The following is a 26,132-nucleotide window of genomic DNA, read 5'->3' as shown; positions in this document are numbered from 1 at the left end:
GTATCGGGCGTGAGCGCGCCGGAGAAAACGACCCGGAGTCGCGAGGATGCCGCGAACCGGGGCACTTGGTGCGATAATGGCCTGTGATGCATCGCTCGACCCCGTCGTGGCGCGCATCGACGCAGACTTCGGGGCCGTATGCCCCTCGTGATCAGAGCCATGGGCCGGTCGCACACCGAATGAGTTCGCGACACCTGCGGGTGTCGCATGAGAGTTAGCGGAACACGAAGTGTCCGCGCGAGGAGCAAGCCAGAGATGGCCGATGAGAACAATGACTACGACGCCCCTACCCTCGACTTCACTGCGGATGCTGACGCGCCCGCAGAGGTAGTCGCCGACGCTCCGGAGGCTGAAGCATCCGACGCTCCGGCCGACGGCGAGGGTTCGACGAGCGAGACCGCCTCGGCCGAGGAGACTCCTGCGGAGGAGGCCCCTGCGGAGGAGGCTCCTGCTGAGGATGCTCCTGCTGAGGATGCTCCTGCTGAGGAGGCTCCTGCTGAAGAGGCTCCCGTCGAGGAGACTCCTGTCGAGGATGCCCCGGCTGAGGATGCCGCTGCTGCGGAGGCTCCGTCGCAGGACGCGCCCGACGCCTCTGCAGAGCAGCCCGCTGTCGAAGCCGCACCCGAGCAGCCCGCTGCCGAGAAGCCCGCTGCCGAGAAGCCCGCTGCCGAGACCGCACCCGAGAAGCCGGAGGAGCCCAAGCCCCTCACCGCCGTCTCGCTGGGGCTGCTCCCCGAGGTCTTCGTCTCGCAGGTCTCGACCCAGCTGCACTTCTACGCACCCGAGGTCCTGCCGCTTCCTGCGCGCACGGGTCGCGAGCGTGTGTTCGACCGCATCGCCGACCGCGAGCAGGACGAGCCGGCCGGTCGTCGCGGCCGCCGTCGTCGCGGCGGTTCGGACGACCTCGACACTCGCGATCAGCGTGAGCCGCGGGAGCAGCGCGATGAACCGCGCCAGCCCCGTCAGCGCGTCGTGGAGTACATCACCGAGCCGAAGGCCATCAAGGGCTCCACGCGCCTGGAGGCGAAGAAGCAGCGCCGCCGCGACGGACGTGACGCAGGTCGTCGTCGCCCGGTCGTGACCGAGGCGGAGTTCCTCGCGCGTCGCGAGTCGGTCGACCGCAAGATGGTCGTCCGCTCCAAGAACGGCCGCACGCAGATCGGCGTCCTCGAAGACGGCGTGCTCGTCGAGCACTACGTCGCTCGCAACCAGGACGCATCGCTGATCGGCAACGTCTACCTCGGTCGTGTGCAGAACGTGCTGCCGAGCATGGAGGCAGCGTTCGTCGACATCGGCCGCGGCCGCAACGCCGTGCTGTACTCCGGTGAGGTCGACTGGGACGGCGTCGAGACCGGGAACCAGCCGCGTCGCATCGAGCTCGCGCTGAAGGCGGGCGACCGCGTCCTCGTGCAGGTCACCAAGGACCCGGTGGGCCACAAGGGCGCGCGTCTGACCAGCCAGATCTCGCTCCCGGGCCGCTACCTCGTGTACGTGCCGGGCGGATCGATGAACGGCATCAGCCGCAAGCTTCCCGACAACGAGCGCACGCGCCTGAAGCGCATCCTCAAGGAGGTCCTGCCCGAGTCCTCCGGCGTGATCGTCCGCACGGCGGCCGAAGGCGCCACCGAGGACCAGCTCACGCGTGACGTCCAGCGGCTGACCAGCCAGTGGGAGCACATCCGCAAGCAGGTCGAGAACCAGCAGGCACCCGCACTGCTGCACGCCGAGCCCGACCTCCTCGTCAAGATCGTCCGCGACGTCTTCAACGAGGACTTCACGAAGATGCTCATCCAGGGCGAGGACGCGCAGCGCACGATCCGCGCCTACCTCGAGAGCGTCGCACCCGACCTCCTCGAGCGCGTCGAGTCGTATGAGGACGAGACCGACCCGTTCGACGCTTTCCGGATCACGGAGCAGATCGAGAAGGCGCTCGACCGCAAGGTGTGGCTGCCCTCGGGTGGTTCGCTGGTCATCGACCGCACCGAGGCGATGACCGTCGTCGACGTGAACACCGGCAAGTTCGTCGGCTCGGGCGGAAACCTCGAGGAGACCGTCACCAAGAACAACCTCGAGGCGGCCGAGGAGATCGTCCGCCAGCTGAGGCTGCGAGACATCGGCGGCATCATCGTCGTCGACTTCATCGACATGGTGCTCGAGTCCAATCGCGACCTGGTTCTGCGTCGCCTGATCGAGTGCCTCAGCCGGGACCGGACGAAGCACCAGGTCGCCGAGGTCACCTCGCTCGGCCTCGTGCAGATGACCCGCAAGAAGCTGGGCCTCGGCCTGCTCGAGACGTTCAGCGAGGCGTGCGACGTATGCGCCGGCCGCGGCGTCATCGTCCACCACGACCCCGTCGTCAAGCACCGCTCCAGCAGCAACGGGAACGGCAACGGGAACGGCAGCTCTCAGTCCAACCGTCGCCAGCGCGGCGGCAACGGTCAGTCGCAGAGCGCTGCTCCGGCCGCGGTGACGACGCACAGCATCCCCGAGGGAGCGAAGTCGGCACTCGCGCAGATCGCAGCCTCGACGCGCACTCCGAATGCCGACGAGCCGGCAGAGGCCGTCGCTCCCGTGGCTGAGCCGACGGAAGCGACCGCACCGCAGGAGCGCGCCAAGAAGCCTCGCAAGAAGCGCGGATCCGACCGCAAGTCGTCGCCGAAGTCCCCGGCGGAGGCGCTGCTCGATTCGGTGCTCGATGCTCTTCCCGAGCCGAAGGCGCCCGGTCAGGGTCGCGGTCGTCGCCGCGTCTCGACGGCTGCCCTCACAGGCACGCCCGTCTCGGTGAACTCCGAGCCGTCAGCGCCGGTCGCGAGCGGGGATTCGGAGTCCTGAGGCGATCAGCCGCCTGACCAGCTCCTTGCCGCCGACATGCTGTGCGCCGGCGGCGAGGAGCCGGGGGATGATCTCTTCCGGAACGTCGTAGTGGTCGAGATCGAACGCGCGCGCGGGCACGTCATGCGCCCTCGCGAAGTCGTGCAGCTCCTGCAGGGTGTCATCGCTGACGAGATGAGCCCACAGGCGTCCGTGCGCAGGCCACAGGGGGTCATCGACGAGAACGGTCATCCCTTCAGCCTATGACCGGACACACCGGGCGGCACGTTTTGCCACAGTGTCCCGCATCCGGTAAAGTAGTCCCTTGGTGCGTATGCCGCGTCGTCCTGGACGGTCGGAGCGGAGAGTCTTGCGTTCGTGCCCGTCGCCCCGCGATGCATGCAAGCAACAGTCTTCCCGTGAGATCTCGGAGCCGCGAGCTCCCCAACGAAACAGGTATGAAGTGGTTTACGCAGTAGTGCGCGCCGGTGGGCGGCAGGAGAAGGTCGAGGTCGGCACGATCGTTCAGCTCGACCGTGTCAAGGCTGCACAGGGCGAGAAGATCGAGCTGGCCGCAGTGCTGCTCGTCGACGGCGCCTCGGTGACCACCGACGCTGATTCGCTGGCGAAGGTCAAGGTCACGGCAGAGGTCATCGGCAACCTCCGCGGCCCGAAGATCATCATCCAGAAGTACAAGAACAAGACCGGCTACAAGAAGCGTCAGGGCCACCGCCAGGAGCTCACGCGCGTCAAGATCACCGGCATCAAGTAAAGACCGAGGAGACCAGGACATGGCACATAAAAAGGGCGCAAGCTCCACCCGTAACGGTCGTGACTCCAACGCTCAGCGACTTGGCGTCAAGCGCTTCGGTGGACAGCAGGTTCTCGCCGGCGAGATCATCGTCCGCCAGCGCGGCACGCACTTCCACCCCGGCGTGAACGTCGGCCGTGGTGGCGACGACACTCTGTTCGCTCTGGCCGCCGGTGCGGTCCAGTTCGGCGCGAAGGGCGGCCGCAAGGTCGTCAACATCGTCGCCGCTGCTGAGTGATCACAGCACGACACTAGTCATCCGATTCGGGGCGGGCTTCGGCCCGTCCCGAATCTGCGTTTCCGGCCGAGTCCACATCTCCGGCCGCATCAATTGAGGAGAGAGACATGGTCAGCTTCGTCGACACCGTGACGCTGCATCTGCGCGCGGGCAAGGGCGGCAACGGCTGTGTCTCGGTGCACCGCGAGAAGTTCAAGCCGCTCGGCGGCCCCGACGGCGGCAACGGCGGTGACGGCGGCGACGTCGTGCTCGTCGCCGACACCCAGACGGGAACGCTCCTCTCGTACCACCACTCTCCGCATCGCAGCTCCGGAAACGGCGGCCCCGGAATGGGCGACCACCGTGCGGGGTTCATGGGCGAGGATCTCGAGCTTCCCGTTCCCGTCGGCACCGTGGTGAAGAACCCGGCCGGGGAGGTGCTCATCGACATGATCGAGCCCGGTGAGCGCTACGTCGTCGCCAAGGGCGGGCATGGCGGACTCGGCAACGCCGCACTCGCCACCCCGAAGCGCAAGGCTCCCGGGTTCGCGCTGCTCGGGACCCCCGGGTACGAGGGCGATGTCATCCTCGAGCTCAAGACCGTGGCAGACGTCGCTCTGGTCGGCTACCCCTCGGCGGGCAAGTCCAGCCTGATCGGCGCGATCTCGGCCGCACGCCCCAAGATCGCCGACTACCCCTTCACCACGCTGCACCCCAATCTCGGTGTCGTGCAGGCAGGGGACTCGCGGTACACGGTCGCTGACGTCCCCGGACTCATCGAAGGAGCGAGCGAGGGACGCGGTCTCGGACTGGAGTTCCTCCGTCACGTCGAGCGCTGCACCGCACTGCTGCACGTGCTCGACTGCGCAACGCTCGAGCCCGGTCGTGACCCGATCTCCGACCTCGATGTCATCCTGGGAGAGCTCGCCGCATACGAGGTTCCCGAGGGGCAGACCCCTCTGCTCGAGCGCCCGCAGCTCATCGCCCTGAACAAGATCGACGTGCCGGAGGCCCGCGACCTCGCAGACCTCGTGCGCCCCGACCTCGAGGCTCGCGGATTCCGTGTCTTCGACATCTCCACGATCTCGCACGAGGGTCTGCGCCCGCTGACCTACGCGCTCGGCGAGATCGTCGACCAGCACCGTGCCGAGCTCGCCGCGACCGAGGTCCCGCGTGAGCGCGTCATCCTTCGCCCGCGTGGCCCGAAGAGGGGCTTCGAGATCCGCGTCGAGGGCGGCAGCTACGGCAACGTCTACCGCATCCTCGGCGAGAAGCCGGTGCGCTGGGTCCAGCAGACCGATTTCCAGAACGAAGAGGCGGTGGGCTACCTCGCCGACCGTCTCGAGAAGCTGGGCGTCGAGGACGAGCTCTTCCGCCTCGGTGCCGTGCAGGGGTCGACGGTCGTCATCGGCGAGGGCGACAGCATCGTCTTCGACTGGGAGCCCACCATGACGTCTGCGGCCGAGCTGATGACCGCACCCCGTGGCACCGACCCGCGTCTCGCCCCCAACGGGCGTCGCACCACCTCCGAGCGTCGTGAGAACTACTACGAGCGCATGGATGCCAAGGCCGAGGCTCGCGCCGAGGTCGAGGCTCAGCGGCTCGCGGCCTACCGCGAGGACGGGGAGTGACCGCCCGCACGAGGGCGGATCTCGCCACAGCCTCACGGATCGTCGTCAAGGTCGGGTCTTCCTCGATCAGCGGGGAGTCCTCCTGGCGCATCCCCGTTCTGGTGGAGGCACTGGCGGCAGCGCACGCGCGCGGGGCCGAGGTGATCCTCGTCTCCTCCGGAGCGATCGCCACGGGCATCCCGTTCCTGCGTCTCGATGCTCGCCCCACGGACCTGGCCACTCAGCAGGCCGCAGCCGCCGTCGGACAGAACATCCTCGTGTACCGCTACCAGGAGTCGCTGCGTCCTTTCGACATCGTCGCGGGACAAGTGCTGCTCACGACCGGTGATCTCGAGAATCCGACCTCGCGCAGCAACGCGCGACGGGCGATGGAGCGACTTCTCGGTCTTCGCATCCTGCCGATCGTGAACGAGAACGACACGGTCGCGACGCAGGAGATCCGATTCGGCGACAACGACCGCCTCGGCGCGCTCGTGGCCCAGCTGATCGAGGCGGATGCGCTCGTGCTGCTCAGCGACATCGAGTCGCTGTACACCAAGCCGCCGTCCGACCCAAGCGCTGAGCCCATCGACGTCGTCGCTCCGGACGCCGATCTCTCAGGCCTCGAGTTCGGCTCGACGGTCGTCAACAGTGTCGGCACCGGGGGAGCGGCGACGAAGGTGTCCGCCGCCCGACTGGCGGCCGCGTCCGGGATCGGTGTGCTCGTGACCAGCGCCGACCTCGTCGACAAGGCCCTCGCGGGCGCCGACATAGGGACCTGGTTCGAGCCCGCGCTCTCTTAGACTGGGCGGATGACCGACCAGACCCCGCAGGTGCGCCTCGAGCGCGCCAAAGAGGCGTCCCGCGCCACGGCCAGACTGACCAGCGACGACAAGTCCCGCGCGCTCGAGGCCATCGCGGTGGCTCTCGAGGGGAACGCGGCCGCGATCATCGAGGCCAACGGCCGAGACATCGAGCGCGGTCGATCTGACGGCATCGGCGAGTCGCTCATCGACCGACTGCGCCTCGATGAGAAGCGCGTCGCCTCCCTCGCCGCTGCGGTCCGTCAGGTCGCGGCTCTTCCCGACCCTGTCGGTCGTGTCGTCGGAGGGCACCGGATGCCGAACGGCGTCGCTCTCGAGCAGGTGCGGGTGCCGTTCGGGGTAGTCGGGGCGATCTACGAGGCGCGCCCCAATGTCACGGTCGACATCGCGGCGCTCGCGCTGCGCTCGGGGAACGCCGTGGTCCTGCGCGGTGGCAGCGCCGCACGAGACTCCAACGCGGTGCTCGTCGAGATCATGCGCCAGGCACTCGAGGAGGCAGGCGTCACCGCGGAAGCGGTGCAGACCGTCGACGACTTCGGTCGCGACGGCGCCACCGCCCTCATGCACGGACGGGGTTACATCGACGTGCTGGTGCCTCGCGGCAGTGCGGGGCTGATCGAGACCGTCGTGACCGAGGCGACCGTGCCCGTGATCGAGACCGGCGCCGGCAACGTGCACATCGTCCTCGACGAGAGCGCCCCTGACGACTGGGCGCAGGACATCGTCGTGAACGCGAAGGTGCAGCGCCCCAGCGTCTGCAATGCGGTCGAGACGGTCCTCGTGCTCCGTCAGGCCGCGCCACGGCTCGTCCCGCTGGTCGCGAGTGCGCTGCAGAGCGAGGGCGTGGCCATTCACGGCGACGACATGGTGGTCGGCCTCGTCTCGAACGTGATCCCCGCGACCGAGGAGGACTGGGCGACGGAGTATCTGAGCCTCGACATCGCGATCAAGGTCGTCGACACGCTCGATGACGCTCTCGACCACATCCGTCGCTACAGCACCGGCCATACGGAGTCGATCATCACGACGGATTCGCGCAACGCGGAGCGGTTCCTGGCCGAGGTCGACTCGGCGGTCGTGATGGTGAACACCTCCACGCGGTTCACCGACGGCGGGGAGTTCGGGTTCGGTGCCGAGGTCGGGATCTCGACGCAGAAGCTGCACGCGAGGGGCCCGATGGGGCTTTCCGAGCTGACCAGCACGAAATGGCTGGCGCGTGGGGCAGGGCAGACGCGCGGCTGAGGGCTAGACTAGGGGGCGCTGTGGCTCTTCGTGAGCCACGCCCGCCAGCCACGAAACGGAGTCAGGATGAACCTCGTCGCACAGATCGCGATGGTCGCTGCCGAAACCGAGCACCACGGCAATGTCCAGCTCGAGACGCTGATCTTCGGCGTCATCGCGATCATCGTCTTCGCCTTCCTCGGCCTGGTCACGCTGTCATACAAGAACGTCGCCAACCGTCACTCCGCCAAGGCTGACGCCTGGGCCGCGAGGCACGGCAAGGACGGCCACGAGGCAGGGCACGGCCACTAGGCCCATATGAACGACACGACCTCGCGTCCGGCGCGCATCGGTGTGATGGGCGGCACGTTCGACCCCATCCACCACGGGCACCTGGTCGCTGCGAGCGAGGTCGCGCACTCCTTCGATCTCGACGAGGTCGTCTTCGTGCCCACCGGACACCCGTGGCAGAAGTCGGATGTCACCCCCAGTGAGCACCGCTACCTGATGACCGTGATCGCGACGGCGTCCAACCCGCAGTTCACGGTGAGCAGAGTCGATATCGACCGTGAAGGGCCGACGTACACGATCGACACCCTCCGCGACCTGAAGGAGAAGCGGCCCGACGCCGAGCTGTTCTTCATCACGGGTGCCGATGCCGTGGCGCAAATTCTCAGTTGGAGGGACCATGATGAACTGTGGGAGTTGGCCCACTTCGTCGCGGTCTCACGTCCAGGACACGTCCTGAGCACTGACGGCCTCCCGAGCGACAACGTCAGCCAACTGGAGGTGCCGGCGCTGTCCATCTCGTCGACGGCCTGCCGGGCGCGGGTCCGTGACGACGAGCCGGTCTGGTACCTCGTCCCCGACGGAGTCGTTCAATACATCGCGAAGCATCATCTGTATCGGAGCAAGGCATGAGTACATCGGATCGGCAGGAACAGGGTCCGCTGACGCGAAAGCAGTTGCGTGAGATCCGGTTGACCGGCTCCACACCGGTCATCTCGGCGGAGGAGGCTGCTGCTGCCGCTGCGGTCGCGACTCCGCCCGCCGCAACGCCGCCCGAGGAGCAGGACGCCGCCGAGACCGAACCCGCTGCACCGTCGGCACCGGCCGTCCGCGGCGAGACCGAGCCGGGGAACACGCCGCTGACGCGTCGCCAGGTTCGCGAGCGCGAACGCTCCATGACCGGATCCGTTCCCGTCGGCGACGCTGACGAGTCCGACGCGCCGGACAGTGCGGATGATGCGGACTCGACCGACGAGGTTCCGCCCGTCGAGGTCCCCGCGGCTGAGGCAGCCGACGCTCCCGACTCCGACGTCCACGACTCCGATGTCCACGACTCCGACGTCCATGACTCCGATGTCCACGACTCCGATGTCGTTGACGACGATGACCAGGAAGACGAGGACTCGGCTGCGGCGGATCTGCCCGCACCGGTCAGCGCCTCGACGAACCTCGACACGACGGACGACGACCGCGAGCCGGTCACCTCCGGCGCGAGCGACACGAGTGCCGCCGTCGCGGAGCTCGGAATCGAGGCAGAAGCGACCGACGAGGTCGACGCAGGCGACGTTCTGGCGGATGTGGACGACGCTGACGACGACATCGCGGACGGGGAGCGCCCCGTGGTCAACTCCGCCTTCGGTCAGGATCTGCTCAGCGACGACGCGGAGACACGGAAGCCCTTCTCGCCGTCTTTCGACGAGCTGCTGACCGTCGGCGACTCGACCGGTTCCCAGCATCTCGCTCCGAACACCCTCATCTTCAACCCCTCCCCGGGAGAGGGGTCGCTCTCAGGCCCCGTCGCCTCCACGGGAGAGATCCTCGTGACCGGTTCCTACGAACTTCCCAAGGGACTCGGTTCACAGGGCCACGCGCACGGCACCACGGACGGCAAGGACGTGGACGCCGTGCTCATCGACGGCGAACTGCCCCCGGCATCCTCGCCCACGCCGATCGCCGCCAGCGCGGCCGTCAGCACCATCAAGCCCGCCGGCGAGGTCATCCGCCCGCCCGCCCCCGAAAAGGGCAACAAACTCATGCTCATCCTCGCGATCGTGGCGGGTGGTCTCGCGCTCGCGCTGGGCGTGTCCCTGATCGTCGCCTTCACCACGAATGTGTTCTGATGCAGTCACCTGAAACCGCCGAAGAGATGCTCCAGCTCGCGGCCGACGCCGCCGTCTCGAAGGGCGGTGAGGATCTCGTCGCGCTCAACGTCTCGGAGCCTCTGCCGCTCGTCGACATCTTCCTGCTCGTCACCGGAAACAGCGAGCGCAACGTCGCCGCCATCGCCGATGAGATCGAGGACAAGCTCATCGAAGCCGGTCACAAGCGGGTCCGCCGCGAAGGTCGCGCGGAGGCCCGATGGGTTCTCCTCGACTTCGGCGATCTGATCGTCCACGTCTTCCACCAGGAAGAGCGCGTCTACTACGGCCTCGAGCGTCTGTGGAAGGACTGCCCCGTCGTGCCGTTCGAGCTCGCAGACTCCGCCGCAGCAGACCGCGACTGACGTGACCGTCCACCTGATCACCGGTGCCGGATCCGGCATCGGCGCGGTCGTCGCGCGCCGCCTCCTCGATCGAGGCGATCAGGTCGTGGTGCTCGCCCGCGATGCCGGGCGCGCCAAGGAGATCACCGCGGCGCTGCCTGGAGCCTCGGCCGTCGTCGGCGACCTCGCGCAACCCGGCAGGCTGTCGTGGGCACTGTCGAAGCAGGCGCTTCCCGAGCGCATCGACTCGCTGGTGCACGCGGCGGGCGTCGTCGACCTCGGACCCGTGGCCGACCTTCCGGCGAATCTCTGGGAGCGCCAGCTCGCGGTCAACCTCGTGGGGCCTGCCGAGCTCACCCGTCTGCTCCTCCCTGTGCTGCGCGTCTCTCGCGCTCGGATCGTTTTCGTCAACTCCGGTGCGGGATTGCACGCGCACGCCGGCTGGTCGGCGTATGCCGCATCGAAGCACGGACTCAAGGCTCTCGCCGACGCATTGCGGGCCGAGGAGAGCGAGCATGGTGTGCGGGTCACATCGATCTACCCCGGACGCACCGCGACCCCCATGCAGGAGCGAGTGCACCAGCAGGAAGGGCGGGATTACGACCCGGAGCGGTTCATCACGGCGGATTCCGTCGCGACGACGATCCTCACCGCGCTCGACCTGCCGGACGACGCCGCTCTCACCGATCTGACCATCCGCCCTCGGGCGTGACCCCCCTGAAGTCTCTCGTCTCAGCTGTCAAGCCCCTGTGACCTTTCGGTCGGACCGGGGATGATCTTGAGTGGGGAGAGAGTCTTGGAGGGAATCACATGTCCGGAGATCCAGATCCTAGATACGTGCTGCATCGCGTCACACCGTCGGAGTGGGTGATCAACGACCGACGATACGAGACGAACGATCCGCGGCACGTGGTGGCATGCGTCTACGAGTACGCGGACACCGAGGTCGAGGTCGTGTGGCTTCGCGACCTGCCTCTGGCAGTGCGGTACACGACCGCTTACGAAGTTCTCGAAGAGGTGACGCGAGTGCAGGATTCGAGCCGGGCGACGAGGCCCATCGCGATCCCGCACCTGCCCCCTCTTCTCGCGACCTGAACAGGCTGCGCGGCAGGACCCGGGGAGGGGCCTGCCGCGCAGGGGCGTGCTGGGCGAGGACTCAGGAGTCCTCGCCCAGCGGCTTCTCCGACGCCAGGCGGTCGGCCGCGGCGCCGTCGACCTGGTCGGCATCCGCATCAGTGTCGAGAACGGGCTCGCCGTCGACGTCGCGGTGAGGCACGCCGTCGATCTCTCCTTCGTCGTCCGGGCGGGGGACCAGCGGCGGTATCGGGTTGTTGGTCATCATCGACTCCTCTCGTGAGATGTGCGCGCCACGATAGGACGGGCGTGCACAGACAGGGAGTGGGTTGACGACCGAGGTCCGGAGGAGTATCCGGCGGTGCGACGATTCTGCGGCACTCGATGGGTCGGCGGCGTCACACCGTTTCGGGGCGCTTCTTGCGGAACGGCTTCGCGGGGGTGTGCGGGCCGTCCCACACCGTGATGATGCCCCAGGCGACAGCGGCGATCGGCACCGAGAGCACCGCGCCGACGATGCCGCCGAGGATGGTGCCCGTGGTCAGGGCGAGGAGGATCACGAGAGCGTGGAGCTTGAGGGAGCGGGCCATCACGACCGGCTGAAGGAAGTTGCCCTCGAGCTGATTCACGAGCACGACGATGCCGACGACGATGAGGGCTGCCACCGGGCCGTGCGTGACGAGCGCCACGAGAGCCGCGAGGATCCCGGCGGCGGTTGCGCCGACCAGGGGGATGAACGCCGTCAGGAAGACGATCACGGCGAGGGGGAGTGCAAGAGGGATCTGCAGGATCGCCAAGCCGATGCCGATGCCGAGAGCATCGGCGGCGGCGACGATCGACGTGCCGCGGATGTAGCCTCCGAAGACATCGACGGTCTTGTCGCCGATGCGGCGCGCACGCTCATAGCTGTTCCCGGTGAAGGGACGGAGCAGGAACTCCCAGATGCGCGGTCCGTCCTTGAGGAAGAAGAACAGCACGACGATCATCAGCGCGAGACCGGTGAAGAAGCTCGCAGTGGCCGAGACCCCCGCGAGAGCTCCGCGTCCGAACGAGGCGCTGGTCAGGAAGTCGCCGACTCCTGCCCACACCTCGTCGAGATCGATCGATGCGATGTCGAAAGGCAGGGTGTCGAGCCAGGCCGTCACCTGCGTCACGCCGTCGGTGGCCGACTCGATCAGATCGTCCCACTGGGAACGGACCGTCAGCACGATCACCCAGACGATGCCGCCGAGGATCGCGAGGATGCCGATCAGCGCGATCCAGGTGGCGAGGATCGACGGCACTCCGCGACGCCGCATGAACGCGACGAGCGGGTGGATGGCCGAGGCGAGGATCAGCGCGATCGTCACGGGGATGAACACGAGAGAGAGCTGCGTGATCACCAGCACGCCGATGGCGACCAGGGCGAGCACCGAGAGGGTCTGCAGACTCCGTGTGGCGGCGAGGCCGAATCCCCGCGACCACAGCCGCGTCTCCGTCATCGGGGTCGACGTGTCTGACAGAGACGATGACATGGTCTCCGGTCGTCGGAACAGTCCCAGCACGTGCGTCCTCCACCTCGTCGAAGACCGTCTCGGTGACGAAGACGGCCTGGCCTTTCTATCCGGCGCAGCGGACGATGGCAAGTCCCTGGCGCTCTGCCATGGGCGGCCCTTCGCCGATGACGAGGGCGCCCGCGCGCGCCGGTGTGTCGGATGAACGAGAAGAAGGCCCCGCGATCTCTCGCGGGGCCTTCTATCGGGTGGACCTGGGGGGACTCGAACCCCCGACCCCCTGCATGCCATGCAGCGTTCTGGTTCTTCGCGAATCCTTGTACTCGGCGGCGCTTGTTCGCGCCGAGGTTTGGTTGTTCACGGTTGAGAGTGCTTGAAGACTTACTCAAGACTTGCTCGCGAAACGCCACGGACGACGAGCCATGGCCCTGGCATAGTGTCGGCAAGCGGATTCGCCGGCGACGGTTGGAGCGCAAGCGACGATGTGGAGCTTGACGAGACGGACATGTCGCCGAAGAATCGGCGGCTGTTCGCCCTACAAGCAGCGGGAGCTTCATGGCGGGCATAGCTATGCGCCGGGCTAGCACTCGTCCGGCAGGCGACGCCGACACGCACGCTGCAGTCGGAGTCACGCGAGGCCTACCGATAATCTCTCGACATGGAGTCCGATGAGAACGTGCGACGCAAGGCGCTGCTTTGGGCACGGCCCGCGACGGAACTGCTCAACAGTTCGAGTCAGGCGAGCACGACCTCGGCCGGCATGCGGACGTGAGCGCGCGAGGCAACTGAGGCTCCTATGAGGAGAAGCCCGGCGGCAATCGTCGCTAACGCAGGCAGCACCCCGACGCCGGGGACCGTGTCCGCGGTGTCCCAGCCCTGCCAGAAGAACCCCGGGTCAGTAAACGGCACGGCGAGCAACACCAATGCCACTGCCACGAAGACCACTGTGCGCGATGTGGTCCCGTGGATGCCGATGAGTCCCCCCGCGACGAAAATTGCCGCCAGGACCCACGTTCCCAGATGGTCGCCAAGCGCTGCGTAGCTTGAGGCGTCAAGGCATGCCACGGATGGACCGACGGGGTTGTCGGCATCGGACCCAGTCATCGTGCTGAGCGATTCCCAGCACGGGTGCCAGTAAGCGATGCGCTCTGCTCCCGCCACGGTTCCGAGCGCGACTAGTCCTGCTCCGCTGAGCGCCTGCGCCCACCCTGCTTTTCCCCCAGAGGTCCCCATGGCACCTGAGCATAGGTGTGAGGGCGGACTGCGTCCCTGCGTCCTGCGACATATTGGCCGGCGTCGGCAGTTTGGAAACACCGGCGGCCAAGGTCTCCAAGGACGGTGACAGTCCGCACTCATGCGCGCCGGGGAGTGGGAAAAAGAACATCTGATATCTGACTCTAGATGCCCAGCACGTTATATACCGCAGTCGTGATGACAAGTGCCTTCCCCAAACCCAATCGTGTGCTATTTTTTCGGTCTGTTATCACTTGAGCGAAAGCCGAGCACGGCGATGAACGGCACGCCCTGGGTTGCGATGGAGCAACACCTTGTACATCGGAATGACGAGCGGAGCGTCTTGCTCGAGGCATATCGGCAGCCGGACGGGCACGACGTCGAGTTCACGTTGAAGCGGCCGGTCGGCGGGCCGTTCAGCGTGTATGGCGGTGCCGCCGACCCGCTGCTGGTCGCGGAGTACCTGAGACAGACGACCATCGCTTATGGGCACGTGGCCTGGGGAGTGCCGGTCGGATGGGCGTTCATCATGGGCCGCATGGAACTGAGGAGCGACAGCTCGCTCCCTCGGGGACCGCTCACGGCGGCGGTGCGAGCGGTCGACCCGAAGCTCACAGGCGGCGCGCTGCGTACGGTGACATCCGACGTCTCGTTCTTCGCGAACGGTGCCGAGTTCGCCCGTGGCCGTGGCGCGCTGAAGGTCGTCAGCGAGGCGGTGTACGCGCGGCTGAGGCGCGATGGGCTGAATTCGCTGCCGGTGAGAGCGGCGCGTCGTACCTCGGCATCCCCGCTCTCGCTTGACGTTGTCCGGGGCGCGGAAAACGAGTGGGACATTCGATTTGACGAGCGCGACCCGTTCTTCTTCGACCATCATGTCGACCATGTGCCCGGGATGTTGCTGTTCGACGCGGTGCGCCGGGCGTGTGTGCTCGCCGCGGGCACGCCGCGCTCCGACCTCCGCGCGTTCGATGGCACGTACACCCGTTTTGCTGAGCTGCATGAACCCCTGCGAGTGCGCGTGACGTGCACAGACATCGTGAAAAGTCGGCCGAGGCGACACTTCGAAGCCGAGGTGTGCGGTGAAGACGGCGCGGCGATACTTACCGCGCAGGCGGAGGTCGAATGATGACCTGCTTACGCTCTTGCGGACACATCCAGAAGGTCAGGAATCTGCTTGAGAACGGGATGGTCCGCGTCTGCGAGCATCCCGCCGAGAAGTATCGGCCACATGCCGGCAAGCGTGTGGAGGATGCGTTCGCTCCGCCCGAGCGCGGCGGAGAGGAACTGCGTGCCGCTGAACGCACTGATGATGAGGTCAGCGGCGGCGTCCAAGTCCAGCCCCGGTCGGGTCTCTCCCTGCGCACTCGCCCGCTCGAGAAGGATGCGGCAGGCCGCCACCCACTCCCGGTACGGGGCGGAGGCGACTGTGGCCAGCTCGGCGACGGATTCGGTGGACAAGCGGATACCCGCGCGCACGACCGCATCGTCGCGCGTCTGCTCGGCGAGCTCGCGGGAGAGCCTCACAATGCTCACCACGCCGGATGCGTCGGTACTCGTGATTGATTGGATAGCGCCGATAGACGTCTCGTGCTGGCGCCGGACAATCTCTCCTGCGAGGACCAGTTTTGAGTCGAAATGGAAGTAGAACGCACCGAGGGTCATGCCGATACGCGAGGTGATATCGCGGAGCGCGGTCTCGGAGTACCCCTGCTTGGCGAAAATCTCGGCGGCGGTCTGAACAATCAGTTCGCGAGTCTCTTCTGCGCGCTTCTGCATCGGTGCCATTCCCTTCGGGCGAGGTTAGTTTACTGTGGGCACGCTCTGGGGCGCACGCCTCCGGGGAGCGTGCGTTGATAGCGATGACCGGCTCGACAGGCTATGTCGGAGGGGCCGTCCTTCGGGGACGACCGCCAGGGACGCTCCGCGCGCTTCAACGCACGAAAAAAGCGGCGGTCGAGGGCATAGAGGTCACCGTGGGAGACCTTCGCGATAGTGCCGCGTGTGAGCGGCTGCTGGACGGAGCGGATGTCGTGCTGCACTGCGCGAGCTACATTGGCCCTTCCGAAGACCTGGCGACGGACGTGAACGACCACGGAACGCGGACTCTGGTCGAGGCCGCTAAGCGAGCGGGGGTGGCCCGCATCATCTACGTGAGTACGACAGGCGTCTACGGGCACGGTCCGTTCGTGGGAGCGTCGGAGGATACGACCCTCTCCCCGGTGTCGCCCACGAGCAGGTCGCGGCTGGAGGCTGAGCAGCATGTGCTCGCCGCGGGAGGGACGGTGATTCGGCCGCACATCGTCTATGGCGTCGGTGACACTCGCGTGCTGCCGGCCGCGCTCCGCGCCCTGCGTGCGGTCGGCGGGGTCCCGTTCCCGTCTCCGTTGGTCTCTGCGCTCAGCACGACGCAGCTCGCCGCTCAGGTGTGGGCTCTTGTTGCGCGAGAGGACCTGGCGGGGCAAGCGGTGAACGCGAATCACGGCGCGCCGGTTCGTTTGTCGCGGCTGGTCGAGATGGCGGGCTCGGCGACAGACCTCGAGATGATGTCGGCGAACGATGTGTTCCGGCGGGTGCAGGAGGTGGGTGCTAGCGAGCATCAGGCCTGGATGCTCGCCGCGCATAACCACTTCTCCTCGTCGCTTGCAGACGGCGGTTCGCCCGCGGTCGACGACAACCCGCGCATCAGGCAGTGGTACCGCGACTGGGCCCGGGCTGCGCTCATCCCCGAATCGCAATCGCGGGGTCTGCCCGGGCGGCGACGATAGCGGGGTATGTTGCGGAGCAGATTCCTGACACGCACCCGGCGACGAGCCCGAGAAGCAGCACGGATGGTGAGAGCGTGGGCGTCCATCCCTGCAGGACGCACACGATGACGACGGCACAGACGCCGAGCGCTGCCCCGGATACGCCCCCTGCCGCACCAATGACGAGCCCTTCCATCGTGAACACCCGCCATACGGACCCGCGGCTGGCGCCGAGGGCGCGACGGAGAGCAATCTCCGACGACCGGGCTTGGACCGAGAGATACATTGCTATGGCTGAACTCATGCTCGCAAGAAGAAGCAGCAGCACGGAAACGATGCCCACGAGGGTGCCGAGGTCGGTGGCGACACCGAACCGGAGGTTGCGGAGGTCAGCTACTGTTTCGACCCTGACCTGCGCGGGGTCACCGGGTGACACTGCGAGAGGGATGGCCTCGGCCAGTGCGGCCGGGTAGCCGGGCACGGTGCGGACCACCAACGAGGCGTCGTCCGGGGTGAGCGTTCCGAGTGCTGCGGGCGACAAAACGATGGCTTCGCGGAGCGCCGCGTTCCGCCCGGTATCGGTGATGACGCCGACGATATCGACAGCCGCGCCGTCCACCCACACCTGCGCCCCTGGACCCACGGACGCGATACCCAAGTTTTCCGCAGCCCCCTCGCCAACGAGCGCGACCCGCGCGCCCCAGTCGGCGGAGAGAAGACCGACGGCGTGAGCTGGGGCCGCGGTCACCTGCTGCGCGCCGAGGTACCCTGCGTCGGCGACGACAACCGACCCGTCGAACACCGGCTGGTTGGGGACGGAACCGCGTGGAAGGAGAGTGATGCGGGCTTCTGCGGCGGCTACTGATGCGACGAACCCGGAGCTACGCACACCTTCGAGTGCGTTGATGGCTGCTGAGGCATTGCCGTCTGCGGAGTAGAAGCCGTCCGCGAACGCGGTTCCGGAGGCTGAGCGCACGACGACCTCGTCAAGACTTGCCTGCGTCAGTCGCTCGCTGACCTGAGCCGCGGCGCTCTCACTGATGCCGATGGAACAGACCAGCCCGCCAGCGCCCAACATGAACGCCGTCAGTAGGAGGAGCGCGCGGGCGGGCTTGCTGCTGTGCACAGACAGCGCATCGCAGAACTCGTCCCAGAGGCGCAGGGCGAAGCGGCGTCGCGCGCTCGTCGGCGCAGGGGTGTCATGAGAGGGAGGGGCAGACGCCGGAGCGCTGTCACCGGAGTCCGCGACGATGACCCCATCGACTATCTCGACCCGCCTGTCCGCGGCGTCGGCGACCGTAGGGTCATGAGTGATGACGACAACTGTGACGCCCTGCCGATTCAGTTCGCGAAGATGAGCGATGATGCTCGCGGAGTTCTTGGAGTCGAGCGCGCCTGTTGGCTCATCCGCGAGAATCACGGCGGGCTCGGTGGCTATCGCACGTGCGATAGCCACTCTCTGTCGCTCGCCGCCGGACAGGTTGATGGCGGTCTCACCCATCCGGTGCGTCAACCCGAGCCGGCGCAGCGCGACGCCGACACGACTGGCTCGGTCTGCGCGAGGTGTTCCGCGCACTTTCAATCCCAGACTCGCGTTGCCAGCCGCCGTGTCCATGAGGAGCATGCGAGAGTCCTGGAAGACGAACCCGAGCGTCTCGTTGCGGACACGGTCCCGCTCTCGCTCACTCAACGACTGCACGTCGATGCCGTTGAGTAGGTAGCGTCCACCGCTGCTGCGGTCGAGGAGACCCAAGATGTTCAGGAGGGTCGACTTCCCTGAGCCGGATGGGCCGATGATGGCCACGAATTCTCCAGGCATCACCGTCAACGAGATGGCGTCCAGCGCTGTTGTCTTCGTGTGACCGGCGCCGAAGCTTCGCGTGACCCCGTCGAGCTCGATGACGGCCGACGACGTCATGGGGACACCAGAATCTCGGTGCCGACAGGCAGAGCATCGTTCGCCTCGATGGAGACCCATCCGTCCGCCTGTGCGACGACCGCGACGTCGATGCGCTCGTGCGCTGGGGCCTCTCCCTCAGCTGCTTCCTTTCCTCGTACCAGAACGAAAGACGCCGAACCTTCCTGACGGATTGCTGATGTCGGGACGGCGAGGGAGGACTGTGGCTCTCCCCACGGCCGAATCTGAACCGGCGTGCTCGCATCGATAACCACGTCCGCCGGCAGCGCGATACGCACCGGATAGCCTGACGCGCCGGTGTCCTCGTTGGTTGCGAATGCGCCGAGTGCCACGACGGTGCTGAGCACGGGCGCGGCACCCGCGACTTCTACGCCGACTTCCGCGCCGGCCGCGAGTCGACCGACCTCCACCGCCGTCGCTTGTGCTTCCAAAGCGGGAGGGGTCGTGCGAATCGTCATGAGTGGTGCTTCCGCGCCGAGGATCGACCCCACCGGGGCTGCGGCCTGCACGACCCCGTCACCCGTGGGTACGCCGATGAGCTCCCGCCAGGACAGTCCCCGCACGCCCGCAGCGACGAACGGCAGTTCATACCCCGCTTCGCGGTAGAGCAACTGAAGAGTGGCGAGAGACCCGGCACCGAATACGCCGTCCACGGTCGCGCTGTAGCCCATATCGGCGAGGGATTGCTGAACGGCCTTCACATCTGACCCGCGGGCCCCGACGACGATGTCCCGGAACAACGGGACCGAAGACGGCCATGCGAAGACAGGGCGTCCGGACACCTCGCCAATGAGCGACCCGTACTTGAGCGTGTCACCGACCGCGACCGCCATGCGCGACACGACGGCTCTGTCCGACACCGCGGTTTCGTTTTCGGTCGGCGCAACGGGGGTCGCCGCTGGCGGCGCAGCCGTGTCGGTGGCCGCGGGAGGCGCAACTGGAGACGCCTCCCGCGGGGCTTCCGTGACGAGCACGTCGGTAGTGGCCCCTGCCACGACGACCGCGGGCAGCGAGAAGCTGTCACTGACGACGCGTTCTTCGACCTGGGCGAATACTTCCACCTCAGAATCGACGTTCGCCAGCGCCTGGTCCTGAGGGGACTTCACCATCCCACCGACGACGAAGGCAGCACCGACAAGGAGCGCGGTGACCACCCCAAAGGCAATGAGGCGCCCGGGATTCTGCACACGCTTCAGGGGTGCATCGTCAGGGTTGTCGCCTGCTGCGGCAGCCAGATACTGGTCGCGTCGCCGGAAGCTCATCGACCGGCAATCGCGTCCTCGAAGACTGAGATGACTTCGTCACGTTTTTCGATGAAGGCCTGAATTTGCGCAGATTGCGTGTCCATCAGCGCCGCCTCGTAACGAGCCTGAATGTCGTAGAGGGTCTGTACCGCATTCGTGGAACGCGCGCACTCGGCTTCGACAACGATTGCCGCAATCTCCGCTTCCTTGCCTCTCTCCTGGTACTGCTGGACGGGCCGTCCGTCCGCCGAGTCGAGGACGATGCCTGCGTCTTCCATGCATCCCTGCCAGTCCGCTTTCGCCGCCTGGCCCTCGTCGCTGGCGAGAGTTAACTCGTAGGCGCGAAGCCGAATCTGCGAGTCGATGTTCATGTCCCCAGACCAGAGCAGTTCCTCTCTGAGCGACTCCCGGCCTTCGTCCAAGCAGAGGCCGTACTGCTTACCGCGCTCGACGCCCATATCAATGACGTTCACATCCGGCGCCCCCGTGCCCGAGGCCAGCGATACGCCGTATTGCGAGGCGTACGCAACGCTCCAGAGACCGTAAGTGCGGTCTTCCTCCTGCAAGTACGGCGACCAATCCCGCTCATCCGCGACCGGCTCGAACCCCGCCTCGACCATGCACTTGTCGCCTCTCACCGCAATCGCATGCAGCAAGCGAATCATGTAGTCCGGTCCCTGCACGCTGATAGCGGTAACCGGCGTGACAGCAATCGCATGCTCGTAATCGAGCGTGGCGGTGACATCCTCGTACCCGTCGATGCTGACCTCGGGGAGTTGATTCGCGTCCGTGACAGGCGACGTTTCGGAGGCTGTACAGCCAGAAATTACCAAGGTCAACAGCACTGCTGCTGCGACCGCGCCGACGCTGCGTCCGTGTCTCATTCAAGGCTCCTCGTTGGGTGTGTGAGGGGATGGGCTACTGGAGGTAGCCCATCCCCGGGTGGCACAAGCGCGGTCAGCTGATGCTGCTGGTCAAGTTGTCGAATCCCCAGCTGCCGAGGTTCGGCGAGCGGTCCGAGAACTTCGTCGACGCCGCTCCTTGGTAGTCGCGGAACTGGTGCAGAATCGCGTAGTTCGCGACTCCATCCACTTTGATGGACGACGCGCGGTTGTCCGCCCACGTGCCGACATAGCTCGTACCTGTACCGAAGTCCCCGAGGTACTCCCCGCTGTAGTTGTTGAGCTGCCACAGCTTGATGCCAGCGTTCGCCGGTGCTGCAACTACTGCAGTCATCCCCAGAGCCATCACGCTGGCGATGACCCCCGCGACAATCTTCTTCTTCATCATCGAAGTGCCTTTCATTCCATTCGCCGGACCTCCCGACGAGCTAAACATAGCCGCCGCTATGTCGCGTGCATAGGCACGCGACGCGCGAGATATTGGCGGGACCACTTGACGCATAGCGGTCACCATGTTTCTGTGCTCATCGTCGGAGCCACCGGTCTCATGTGCGAGTGCGGGGTGGAGCACGGCCTTCGGGTCGACCCGATGCACGCTGTGGCATGGTCGAGTTCAGAACGGGTAGCCACATCGCCCTAACGGGACCCGCACATGCTCGAGTGGTGCGCCAGCGAAGGATGGCGCTGGAATCTACGAATGAAGGGAGTTGAGCCTGGCGGCTGCCGCTACTGCGCCGGCGGGCAAGCGCGCGGGGGTGTATCGGCTTTCGCGGAAATTGTCATCGGCTCCCGCTGCGTAGCGAGTTGACGAGCGACGAAGCACTTGCGCTGATTGCAGACAACGTGCCTGCGGCAGCAGGTCGCGAGGTGCGCTTGCTGATGGCGACGAGAGGTGGTTAGTGGTTGATGACCATGTCTCAAGACTTTCGCGACGGCCTCATTGCGAAAGTCTTGAGTCTCCGAACTGCCCGTAGAAAACAAGAAAACCCGCGATTTCTCGCGGGCTTCATTGTGGACCTGGGGGGACTCGAACCCCCGACCCCCTGCATGCCATGCAGGTGCGCTACCAGCTGCGCCACAGGCCCAGAACTGCTTCCTCACTGCTCGAAGCAACTTGAACAGAGTACTACACGGATCGCGCGCAACACCAATCGGCGCGGGGCCCCCGGGCGCGTCGCATTAGGCTGACCGCATGACGACGATCACCGCCACCGTAGAGGCCGACTTCGACGAATGGTCCGGTCTGTGGCGCGGGTATCTGACCTTCTACGGCACGGAGCTCCCTGACGAGATCACGACAGAGTCGTTTCGGCGGATCGTCGAGGGGCGGGATCTGCACGGAGCGGTCGCGCGGGACGGCGACGGGCGTGCGATCGGTATCGTGCACTGGCTCACGCACCCGGCGACGTGGAGCACGTCGCCCTACTGCTACCTCGAAGACCTCTATGTCGACGGCGAGTCCCGAGGCTCCGGGGTGGGGCGGCTGCTGATCGCCCACGTGCGTGCCTGGGCTGTCGAGAACGGATGCGAGAAGGTCTACTGGCTGACGCAGGAGACCAACATGACAGCCCGCGCGCTCTACGACAGCGTGGCGACGCACACCGGGTACACGCACTACCAGATCGCCCTCTGACGCCCCGGAACAACCGCGTGATCGCGGGTGTTGTCATCATCGTGAGCATCCTGGACAGCGTCGTGATCGGCGCCGGTCAGGCCGGTCTGTCGGCCTCCTTTCATCTGACCCGTCTGGGCATCGGTCATGTCGTGCTCGACTCGGACTCCGAGCCCGGAGGCGCATGGCGGCACCGGTGGGATGCTCTGACGATGCGCGACGTGCACGGCGTGGCGGAGCTGCCGGGGGATTCTCCACCGCCGCGAGACGGGCAGCGCGCCAATATGGCCGTGCCGGCATACTTCGCGGCGTATGAGCGCGCTCATCGCCTGCCGGTGATCCGGCCCGTGGGAGTCGACCGGGTGGTCGACGAGGACGGCCTCCTGGTCGTGCGCGCGGGGGAACAGGAATGGCGCAGTCGGACGCTCGTCAACGCGACCGGGACCTGGACGCATCCGTTCCTGCCGCACTACCCGGGGATGGAGACGTTCGTCGGCGAGCAGCTGCACACGGTCGACTATCCGGGACCAGAGCACTTCGTGGGCAAGCGCGTCCTCGTCGTCGGCGGGGGCGCGTCGGCTGTCCAGTTCCTCGGAGCTCTGGCGCCGATCACCGACACACTCTGGGTGACGCGGCGTGAGCCGGTGTGGCGCAGCGACGACTTCACCCCCGAAGCAGGAGCAGCCGCCGTCGCGCTCGTCGAGCGACGGGTCGCCCAGGGGCTGCCTCCCGAGAGCGTGGTGAGCGTCACAGGGCTCATGCTGCGGCCGCAGGAACGGGAGGCGGAGAGGCTCGGCGCCTACGCTGCTCGCCGCCCGATGTTCTCGCGTATCGAGCCGGACGGCGTCCGCTGGGCCGACGGCACCTTCGAGCGCGTCGACGTCATCCTCTGGGCGACGGGGTTCCGCCCGGCGATCGCGCACCTCGCGCCGCTGCACCTCCGCAGCGCGGCCGGGGGCATCCAGCTCGACCGCGGCGGGCGGGGGACGACCGCGGTGCAGGACCCGCGGATCCAGCTCGTCGGCTACGGTCCGTCGGCGAGCACGATCGGTGCGAACAGGGCGGGACGCTCAGCGGCGAAGGGCGTCCAGCGGGCGCTGGCCGTCGAATCGGTCCGGAGCCCCTGAGCGATCTCGGCCCGTTCGTCCCGAGCCGACGCCGGCGAGGGCGCGTAGGGTGAAGACATGTCGCGAATCATCGTCTTCGGCGGCCACGGCCGCATCGCACTGCTTCTCGCTCCTCTTCTCGTCGACCGGGGTGACGAGGTGACCTCGGTCATCCGCAACCCCGACCACGTCTCGGAGGTCGAGGCGACAGGGGCGCATGCGCTCGTCGCCGACGTCGAGACCCTCGACACGTCTGAACTCGCGGAGATCATCCGCGGTCACGATGCCGTCGTCTGGTCGGCCGGGGCCGGTGGGGGTTCCGCGGATCGCACGTACGCCGTCGATCGTGACGCGGCGATCCGCACCATGGATGCCGCAGAGGCGGCGGGGGTCATGCGCTATGTCATGGTCTCGTGGATCGGTTCGAAGGCCGATCACGGAGTGGCTGAGGACGACGGGTTCTTCGCCTACGCGGATGCGAAGTGGGCGGCGGACGAGCACCTGCGATCGACGGACCTCGACGGTACGATCCTCGGCCCCGGCACGCTCACGTTCGATGAGCCGACGGGCCGTATCCTGCTCGACCCGGACGGCAAGGGCGAGGTCGCGCGCGCCGATGTGGCGGCTGTGATCGCGGAATCTCTCGGCAACCCCTCGACGTTCGGCCGCACCATCCGATTCGGAAACGGCACGGCCGACTCCGGAGTGCCCATCGCCGACGCTCTCACCACCTGACCTCATGCTGCGACGTCGCTTCGGAGCGGTCAGTGCCGCGGCGTTCGTCGCCCTCGCGACGGCGGCCGCACCGGCCTCTGCCGCGGCTGTCGGCTCGGTGCAGGGCGGTCTCGCCCATGCGCAGATCTCTTCACCAGCGATCGGCGAGCACGCCGAGGCTCTCGTCGCCGAGATGACGACGGTCGAGCAGGCGGCGAGCGTCGTGATGGGGCACATCCCGACGACGGATGCCGGAGCGCTCCGCGCCTACATGCAGCAGGGACTCGGCGGTTTCATCCTGATGGGAGCGAACATCCCGGCGACCGACGACGAGCTCCAGACCCTCACGTCTGCTCTCACGGTCGACCCCGCGCTGCCTCCGCTCGTGGCGGTCGATCAGGAGGGCGGGATCGTGTCGCGCCTCGTCGGCGATGGTTTCCCCGCCTCGACCGTCTTGAGATCGCAGCCGGTCTCCGACACGTCGTCGGCCTTCTCCGCCCGCGCGGCGCTGGTGGCGAGAGCGGGGATCACCGTGAACTTCGGCACTGTCGCAGACGTGACGTCCTACCCGTCGTCATTCATCTACGGCAGGGCACTCGGCACCGACCCCCAGACGGCCGCCGAGCGAGTCGCTGCCGCCACCACGGCGCAAGAGCAGATCATCGCCTCCACGCTGAAGCACTTCCCCGGTCATGGGGCGGCGCCGGGCGACTCCCACAGTGCTGTCCCTGCCACAGCCGAGACCATCGACGAGTGGCGTTCCACGGACGCGGTGCCTTTCGTTGCAGGTATCGAGGCCGGTGCCTCTCTGCTGATGTTCGGCCACCTGGCCTACACCTCGATCGATCCTGCTCCCGCGTCTCTGTCGGCGCGCTGGCACGAGATCGCCCGTGAACAACTGGGATTCGACGGCGTGATCGTGACCGATGACCTCGGGATGCTGCAGTCCTCGGGGATACCCGAGTACGCCGACCCCGTGACGAACGCCGTGTCGGCGGTCGTCGCCGGGAGCGACCTCGTGCTGATGATCGCCGGTTCGACTCCCGACACGGCCGGCCAGATCGTCCGCGGGCTCGCGGATGCGGTCGATGCGGGGGTGCTGCCCGCCGATCGGCTCGCCGACGCGGCCACCCGTGTGATGACGCTGCGCCTGCAGTCGAGTTCGGCGACCACCGACTGGGCACCGTGCCCGGAGTGCGAGCCGGCGGACTGATCGCTCAGCCCGCTCACGCCGGTCAACCCGCGAGCGTGGCGGCGGCGGTGGAGCCGAGCCAGGCATGCAGCAGCTCGCCGCGCAGATGCCCACCGCGCTCTGCGAACACGCGCTGCCGGCGGACGTACTCCGCCTTGCCCTCGGTCGTCTCGATCGGTACGGGCTCGACACCCCACGGTGCCAGGTCGTACGGCGCGGCCTGCATGTCAAGAAGGCGGATGTCTCTTGCGAGCTCGAACGTGTCGAGCAGAAGTTCGCCGGGCACGAGGGGGCCCAGCTTGACCGCCCATTTGTACAGGTCCATGCCGGCATGAAGGCATCCGGGCTGCTCGAACAGGGGTTGCTCGTCGCGGGTCAGTTCCGTGCGGTTGCGAGGCACGGCCGCGGGTGTGAAGAACCGGAAGGCATCGAAGTGGGTGCATCTGAGGTCATGGCTCTCGACGACCAGATCCGTTGCGTCCTGCCCGAGACGCAGGGGCACCGCGTGTCTGTGCTCATCCGCTCGATAGACCATCGCCCACTCATGCAGTCCGAAGCATCCGAACTGCCCGGGTCGAGAGGCGGTGCGACGCAGCATCCGCTCGATGAGGCCAACGAGGTCTGCCTTCTCGCGCGCGAAGGCAGCGGCATCCGGCACCGCACCGGCTCTGGTCGCGCCGGGGGAGTACCACCGCCAGGTCAGCCGCTCGTCGGCCTCCTCGAGCTCGACCCCGGCGCCGGGGTGCCACCGACGCAGCTGCGCGGGCTTGTAGCTGTAATAGGTGAACAGGAAGTCCCATACCGGGTGCTTCTCGCCCCGCGCGGCTCGTTCCCGATGCTCAGCCGTGAGGGCGTCGGCTCTCGTCTGGTGCGCTCGTTCGCGTTCCAGCCAGTCGGTCCGCGCCAGCGTCATGG

The 26,132-nt window shown here is 67.0% G+C and carries 27 protein-coding genes, 1 tRNA gene and 1 pseudogene; 18 read left to right on the top strand and 11 right to left on the bottom strand.

Translation table 11 applies throughout. The features are described 5' to 3' along the window. Nucleotides 1-255 precede the first annotated feature (255 nt). Complete coding sequence (locus QRN21_RS04985; RefSeq protein ID WP_285363319.1) at nt 256-2,832, top strand: Rne/Rng family ribonuclease; 2,577 nt, start codon at nt 256-258, stop codon at nt 2,830-2,832. Here QRN21_RS04985 and QRN21_RS04980 read toward each other — a convergent pair. Beyond that, entirely contained in the window at nt 2,797-3,063 is a 267-nt protein-coding gene (locus tag QRN21_RS04980; protein WP_053096584.1) for a DUF4031 domain-containing protein, read from the bottom strand. The two genes, QRN21_RS04985 and QRN21_RS04980, sit on opposite strands and share 36 nt — an antisense overlap. Nucleotides 3,064-3,274: 211 nt before the next feature. On the opposite strand from QRN21_RS04980, the gene rplU reads away from it, so the two are divergent. The 11 genes from rplU (at nt 3,275) to QRN21_RS04925 (ending at nt 11,080) form a co-directional block, all read left to right on the top strand. Further along, nucleotides 3,275-3,583, top strand: coding sequence for a 50S ribosomal protein L21 (gene rplU, locus QRN21_RS04975; protein WP_072591411.1), 309 nt, complete (start codon nt 3,275-3,277; stop codon nt 3,581-3,583). Nucleotides 3,584-3,602: 19 nt separating this feature from the next. Then, nucleotides 3,603-3,860, top strand: coding sequence for a 50S ribosomal protein L27 (rpmA, locus tag QRN21_RS04970; RefSeq protein ID WP_028501603.1), 258 nt, complete (start codon nt 3,603-3,605; stop codon nt 3,858-3,860). Nucleotides 3,861-3,967: 107 nt separating this feature from the next. Continuing rightward, complete coding sequence (gene obgE, locus QRN21_RS04965) at nt 3,968-5,470, top strand: GTPase ObgE (RefSeq protein WP_285363318.1); 1,503 nt, start codon at nt 3,968-3,970, stop codon at nt 5,468-5,470. After that, a complete protein-coding gene (gene proB, locus QRN21_RS04960) occupies nt 5,467-6,252 on the top strand; it encodes a glutamate 5-kinase (RefSeq protein WP_072591410.1) in 786 nt (261 codons plus the stop codon). Before obgE ends, proB begins: the two co-directional genes overlap by 4 nt. Nucleotides 6,253-6,261: 9 nt before the next feature. Further along, nucleotides 6,262-7,515, top strand: a complete 1,254-nt coding sequence (locus QRN21_RS04955; RefSeq protein ID WP_072591409.1) for a glutamate-5-semialdehyde dehydrogenase — start codon at nt 6,262-6,264, stop codon at nt 7,513-7,515. A 66-nt stretch (nt 7,516-7,581) separates the two neighbouring features. Continuing rightward, a complete protein-coding gene (locus QRN21_RS04950) occupies nt 7,582-7,806 on the top strand; it encodes a hypothetical protein (RefSeq protein ID WP_053096577.1) in 225 nt (74 codons plus the stop codon). Nucleotides 7,807-7,812: 6 nt separating this feature from the next. After that, nucleotides 7,813-8,415, top strand: a complete 603-nt coding sequence (gene nadD, locus QRN21_RS04945; protein WP_053096575.1) for a nicotinate-nucleotide adenylyltransferase — start codon at nt 7,813-7,815, stop codon at nt 8,413-8,415. Further along, the gene (locus QRN21_RS04940) at nt 8,412-9,623 is read left to right on the top strand and encodes a hypothetical protein (RefSeq protein ID WP_285363317.1); all 1,212 of its coding nucleotides are present in this window, start codon (nt 8,412-8,414) and stop codon (nt 9,621-9,623) included. The genes nadD and QRN21_RS04940 overlap by 4 nt, the downstream gene beginning before the upstream one ends. Further along, on the top strand, nt 9,623-10,006 hold the full coding sequence (gene rsfS, locus QRN21_RS04935; RefSeq protein WP_042537705.1) for a ribosome silencing factor: 384 nt from the start codon (nt 9,623-9,625) through the stop codon (nt 10,004-10,006). Before QRN21_RS04940 ends, rsfS begins: the two co-directional genes overlap by 1 nt. A 1-nt stretch (nt 10,007) precedes the next feature. Further along, nucleotides 10,008-10,697 (top strand): SDR family oxidoreductase, encoded by a 690-nt coding sequence (locus QRN21_RS04930; RefSeq protein WP_053096572.1) that lies wholly within the window; start codon nt 10,008-10,010, stop codon nt 10,695-10,697. Nucleotides 10,698-10,795: 98 nt separating this feature from the next. After that, nucleotides 10,796-11,080 carry a hypothetical protein gene (locus QRN21_RS04925; protein ID WP_053096570.1) on the top strand — a complete coding sequence of 95 codons (285 nt, stop codon included), beginning with the start codon at nt 10,796-10,798 and terminating at the stop codon, nt 11,078-11,080. A 61-nt stretch (nt 11,081-11,141) separates the two neighbouring features. On the opposite strand, the gene QRN21_RS04920 is transcribed toward QRN21_RS04925, so the two are convergent. From QRN21_RS04920 to QRN21_RS04910, 3 genes are all read right to left on the bottom strand, one after another. Beyond that, complete coding sequence (locus QRN21_RS04920; protein WP_053099155.1) at nt 11,142-11,324, bottom strand: hypothetical protein; 183 nt, start codon at nt 11,322-11,324, stop codon at nt 11,142-11,144. A gap of 133 nt (nt 11,325-11,457) precedes the next feature. Further along, a complete protein-coding gene (locus tag QRN21_RS04915) occupies nt 11,458-12,540 on the bottom strand; it encodes an AI-2E family transporter (RefSeq protein WP_230100734.1) in 1,083 nt (360 codons plus the stop codon). A 747-nt stretch (nt 12,541-13,287) separates the two neighbouring features. Next, nucleotides 13,288-13,656, bottom strand: coding sequence for a hypothetical protein (locus QRN21_RS04910; RefSeq protein WP_285363316.1), 369 nt, complete (start codon nt 13,654-13,656; stop codon nt 13,288-13,290). A 406-nt stretch (nt 13,657-14,062) separates the two neighbouring features. On the opposite strand from QRN21_RS04910, the gene QRN21_RS04905 reads away from it, so the two are divergent. After that, on the top strand, nt 14,063-14,911 hold the full coding sequence (locus QRN21_RS04905; RefSeq protein ID WP_285363315.1) for an AfsA-related hotdog domain-containing protein: 849 nt from the start codon (nt 14,063-14,065) through the stop codon (nt 14,909-14,911). Between the two features lie 8 nt (nt 14,912-14,919). Here QRN21_RS04905 and QRN21_RS04900 read toward each other — a convergent pair whose 3' ends face one another. Further along, a complete protein-coding gene (locus QRN21_RS04900) occupies nt 14,920-15,561 on the bottom strand; it encodes a ScbR family autoregulator-binding transcription factor (protein WP_285363314.1) in 642 nt (213 codons plus the stop codon). Nucleotides 15,562-15,644: 83 nt separating this feature from the next. Between QRN21_RS04900 and QRN21_RS04895 the strand changes: the two genes are divergently transcribed. Next, nucleotides 15,645-16,550 (top strand): NAD-dependent epimerase/dehydratase family protein, encoded by a 906-nt coding sequence (locus QRN21_RS04895; RefSeq protein ID WP_285363313.1) that lies wholly within the window; start codon nt 15,645-15,647, stop codon nt 16,548-16,550. On the opposite strand, the gene QRN21_RS04890 is transcribed toward QRN21_RS04895, so the two are convergent. The 5 genes from QRN21_RS04890 to QRN21_RS04870 all read right to left on the bottom strand — a co-directional run bounded on the left by QRN21_RS04890 (nt 16,504) and on the right by QRN21_RS04870 (nt 21,678). After that, nucleotides 16,504-18,447 (bottom strand): ABC transporter ATP-binding protein/permease, encoded by a 1,944-nt coding sequence (locus QRN21_RS04890; RefSeq protein ID WP_285363312.1) that lies wholly within the window; start codon nt 18,445-18,447, stop codon nt 16,504-16,506. The genes QRN21_RS04895 and QRN21_RS04890 overlap by 47 nt on opposite strands. After that, on the bottom strand, nt 18,444-19,709 hold the full coding sequence (locus QRN21_RS04885; RefSeq protein ID WP_285363311.1) for a hypothetical protein: 1,266 nt from the start codon (nt 19,707-19,709) through the stop codon (nt 18,444-18,446). Before QRN21_RS04885 ends, QRN21_RS04890 begins: the two co-directional genes overlap by 4 nt. Next, nucleotides 19,706-20,575, bottom strand: coding sequence for a hypothetical protein (locus QRN21_RS04880; protein ID WP_285363310.1), 870 nt, complete (start codon nt 20,573-20,575; stop codon nt 19,706-19,708). The genes QRN21_RS04885 and QRN21_RS04880 overlap by 4 nt, the downstream gene beginning before the upstream one ends. Before the next feature lie 73 nt (nt 20,576-20,648). Further along, a complete protein-coding gene (locus QRN21_RS04875) occupies nt 20,649-20,978 on the bottom strand; it encodes a hypothetical protein (protein WP_285363309.1) in 330 nt (109 codons plus the stop codon). Nucleotides 20,979-21,605: 627 nt separating this feature from the next. Continuing rightward, nucleotides 21,606-21,678: transfer RNA gene (locus tag QRN21_RS04870), tRNA-Ala, on the bottom strand. 107 nt (nt 21,679-21,785) lie between these two features. Here QRN21_RS04870 and QRN21_RS04865 point away from each other — a divergent pair. The 4 genes and pseudogenes from QRN21_RS04865 to QRN21_RS04850 form a co-directional block, all read left to right on the top strand. Beyond that, nucleotides 21,786-22,226, top strand: a complete 441-nt coding sequence (locus tag QRN21_RS04865) for a GNAT family N-acetyltransferase (protein ID WP_285363308.1) — start codon at nt 21,786-21,788, stop codon at nt 22,224-22,226. Between the two features lie 41 nt (nt 22,227-22,267). Beyond that, complete coding sequence (locus tag QRN21_RS04860; RefSeq protein WP_285363307.1) at nt 22,268-23,332, top strand: NAD(P)-binding domain-containing protein; 1,065 nt, start codon at nt 22,268-22,270, stop codon at nt 23,330-23,332. A gap of 57 nt (nt 23,333-23,389) precedes the next feature. After that, nucleotides 23,390-24,046 carry an SDR family oxidoreductase gene (locus QRN21_RS04855; protein WP_285363306.1) on the top strand — a complete coding sequence of 219 codons (657 nt, stop codon included), beginning with the start codon at nt 23,390-23,392 and terminating at the stop codon, nt 24,044-24,046. 4 nt (nt 24,047-24,050) lie between these two features. Next, nucleotides 24,051-25,112: pseudogene (locus QRN21_RS04850) on the top strand (glycoside hydrolase family 3 N-terminal domain-containing protein); the annotation flags it as partial. A gap of 148 nt (nt 25,113-25,260) precedes the next feature. Here QRN21_RS04850 and QRN21_RS04845 read toward each other — a convergent pair. Next, nucleotides 25,261-26,130, bottom strand: a complete 870-nt coding sequence (locus tag QRN21_RS04845) for a 3-methyladenine DNA glycosylase (protein ID WP_285363304.1) — start codon at nt 26,128-26,130, stop codon at nt 25,261-25,263. Nucleotides 26,131-26,132: the final 2 nt, after the last annotated feature.

The organism is Microbacterium sp. LMC-P-041 (genome assembly GCF_030209555.1).
Lineage (GTDB): Bacteria > Actinomycetota > Actinomycetes > Actinomycetales > Microbacteriaceae > Microbacterium.
This window is presented reverse-complemented; position numbering and strand designations above follow the sequence as displayed.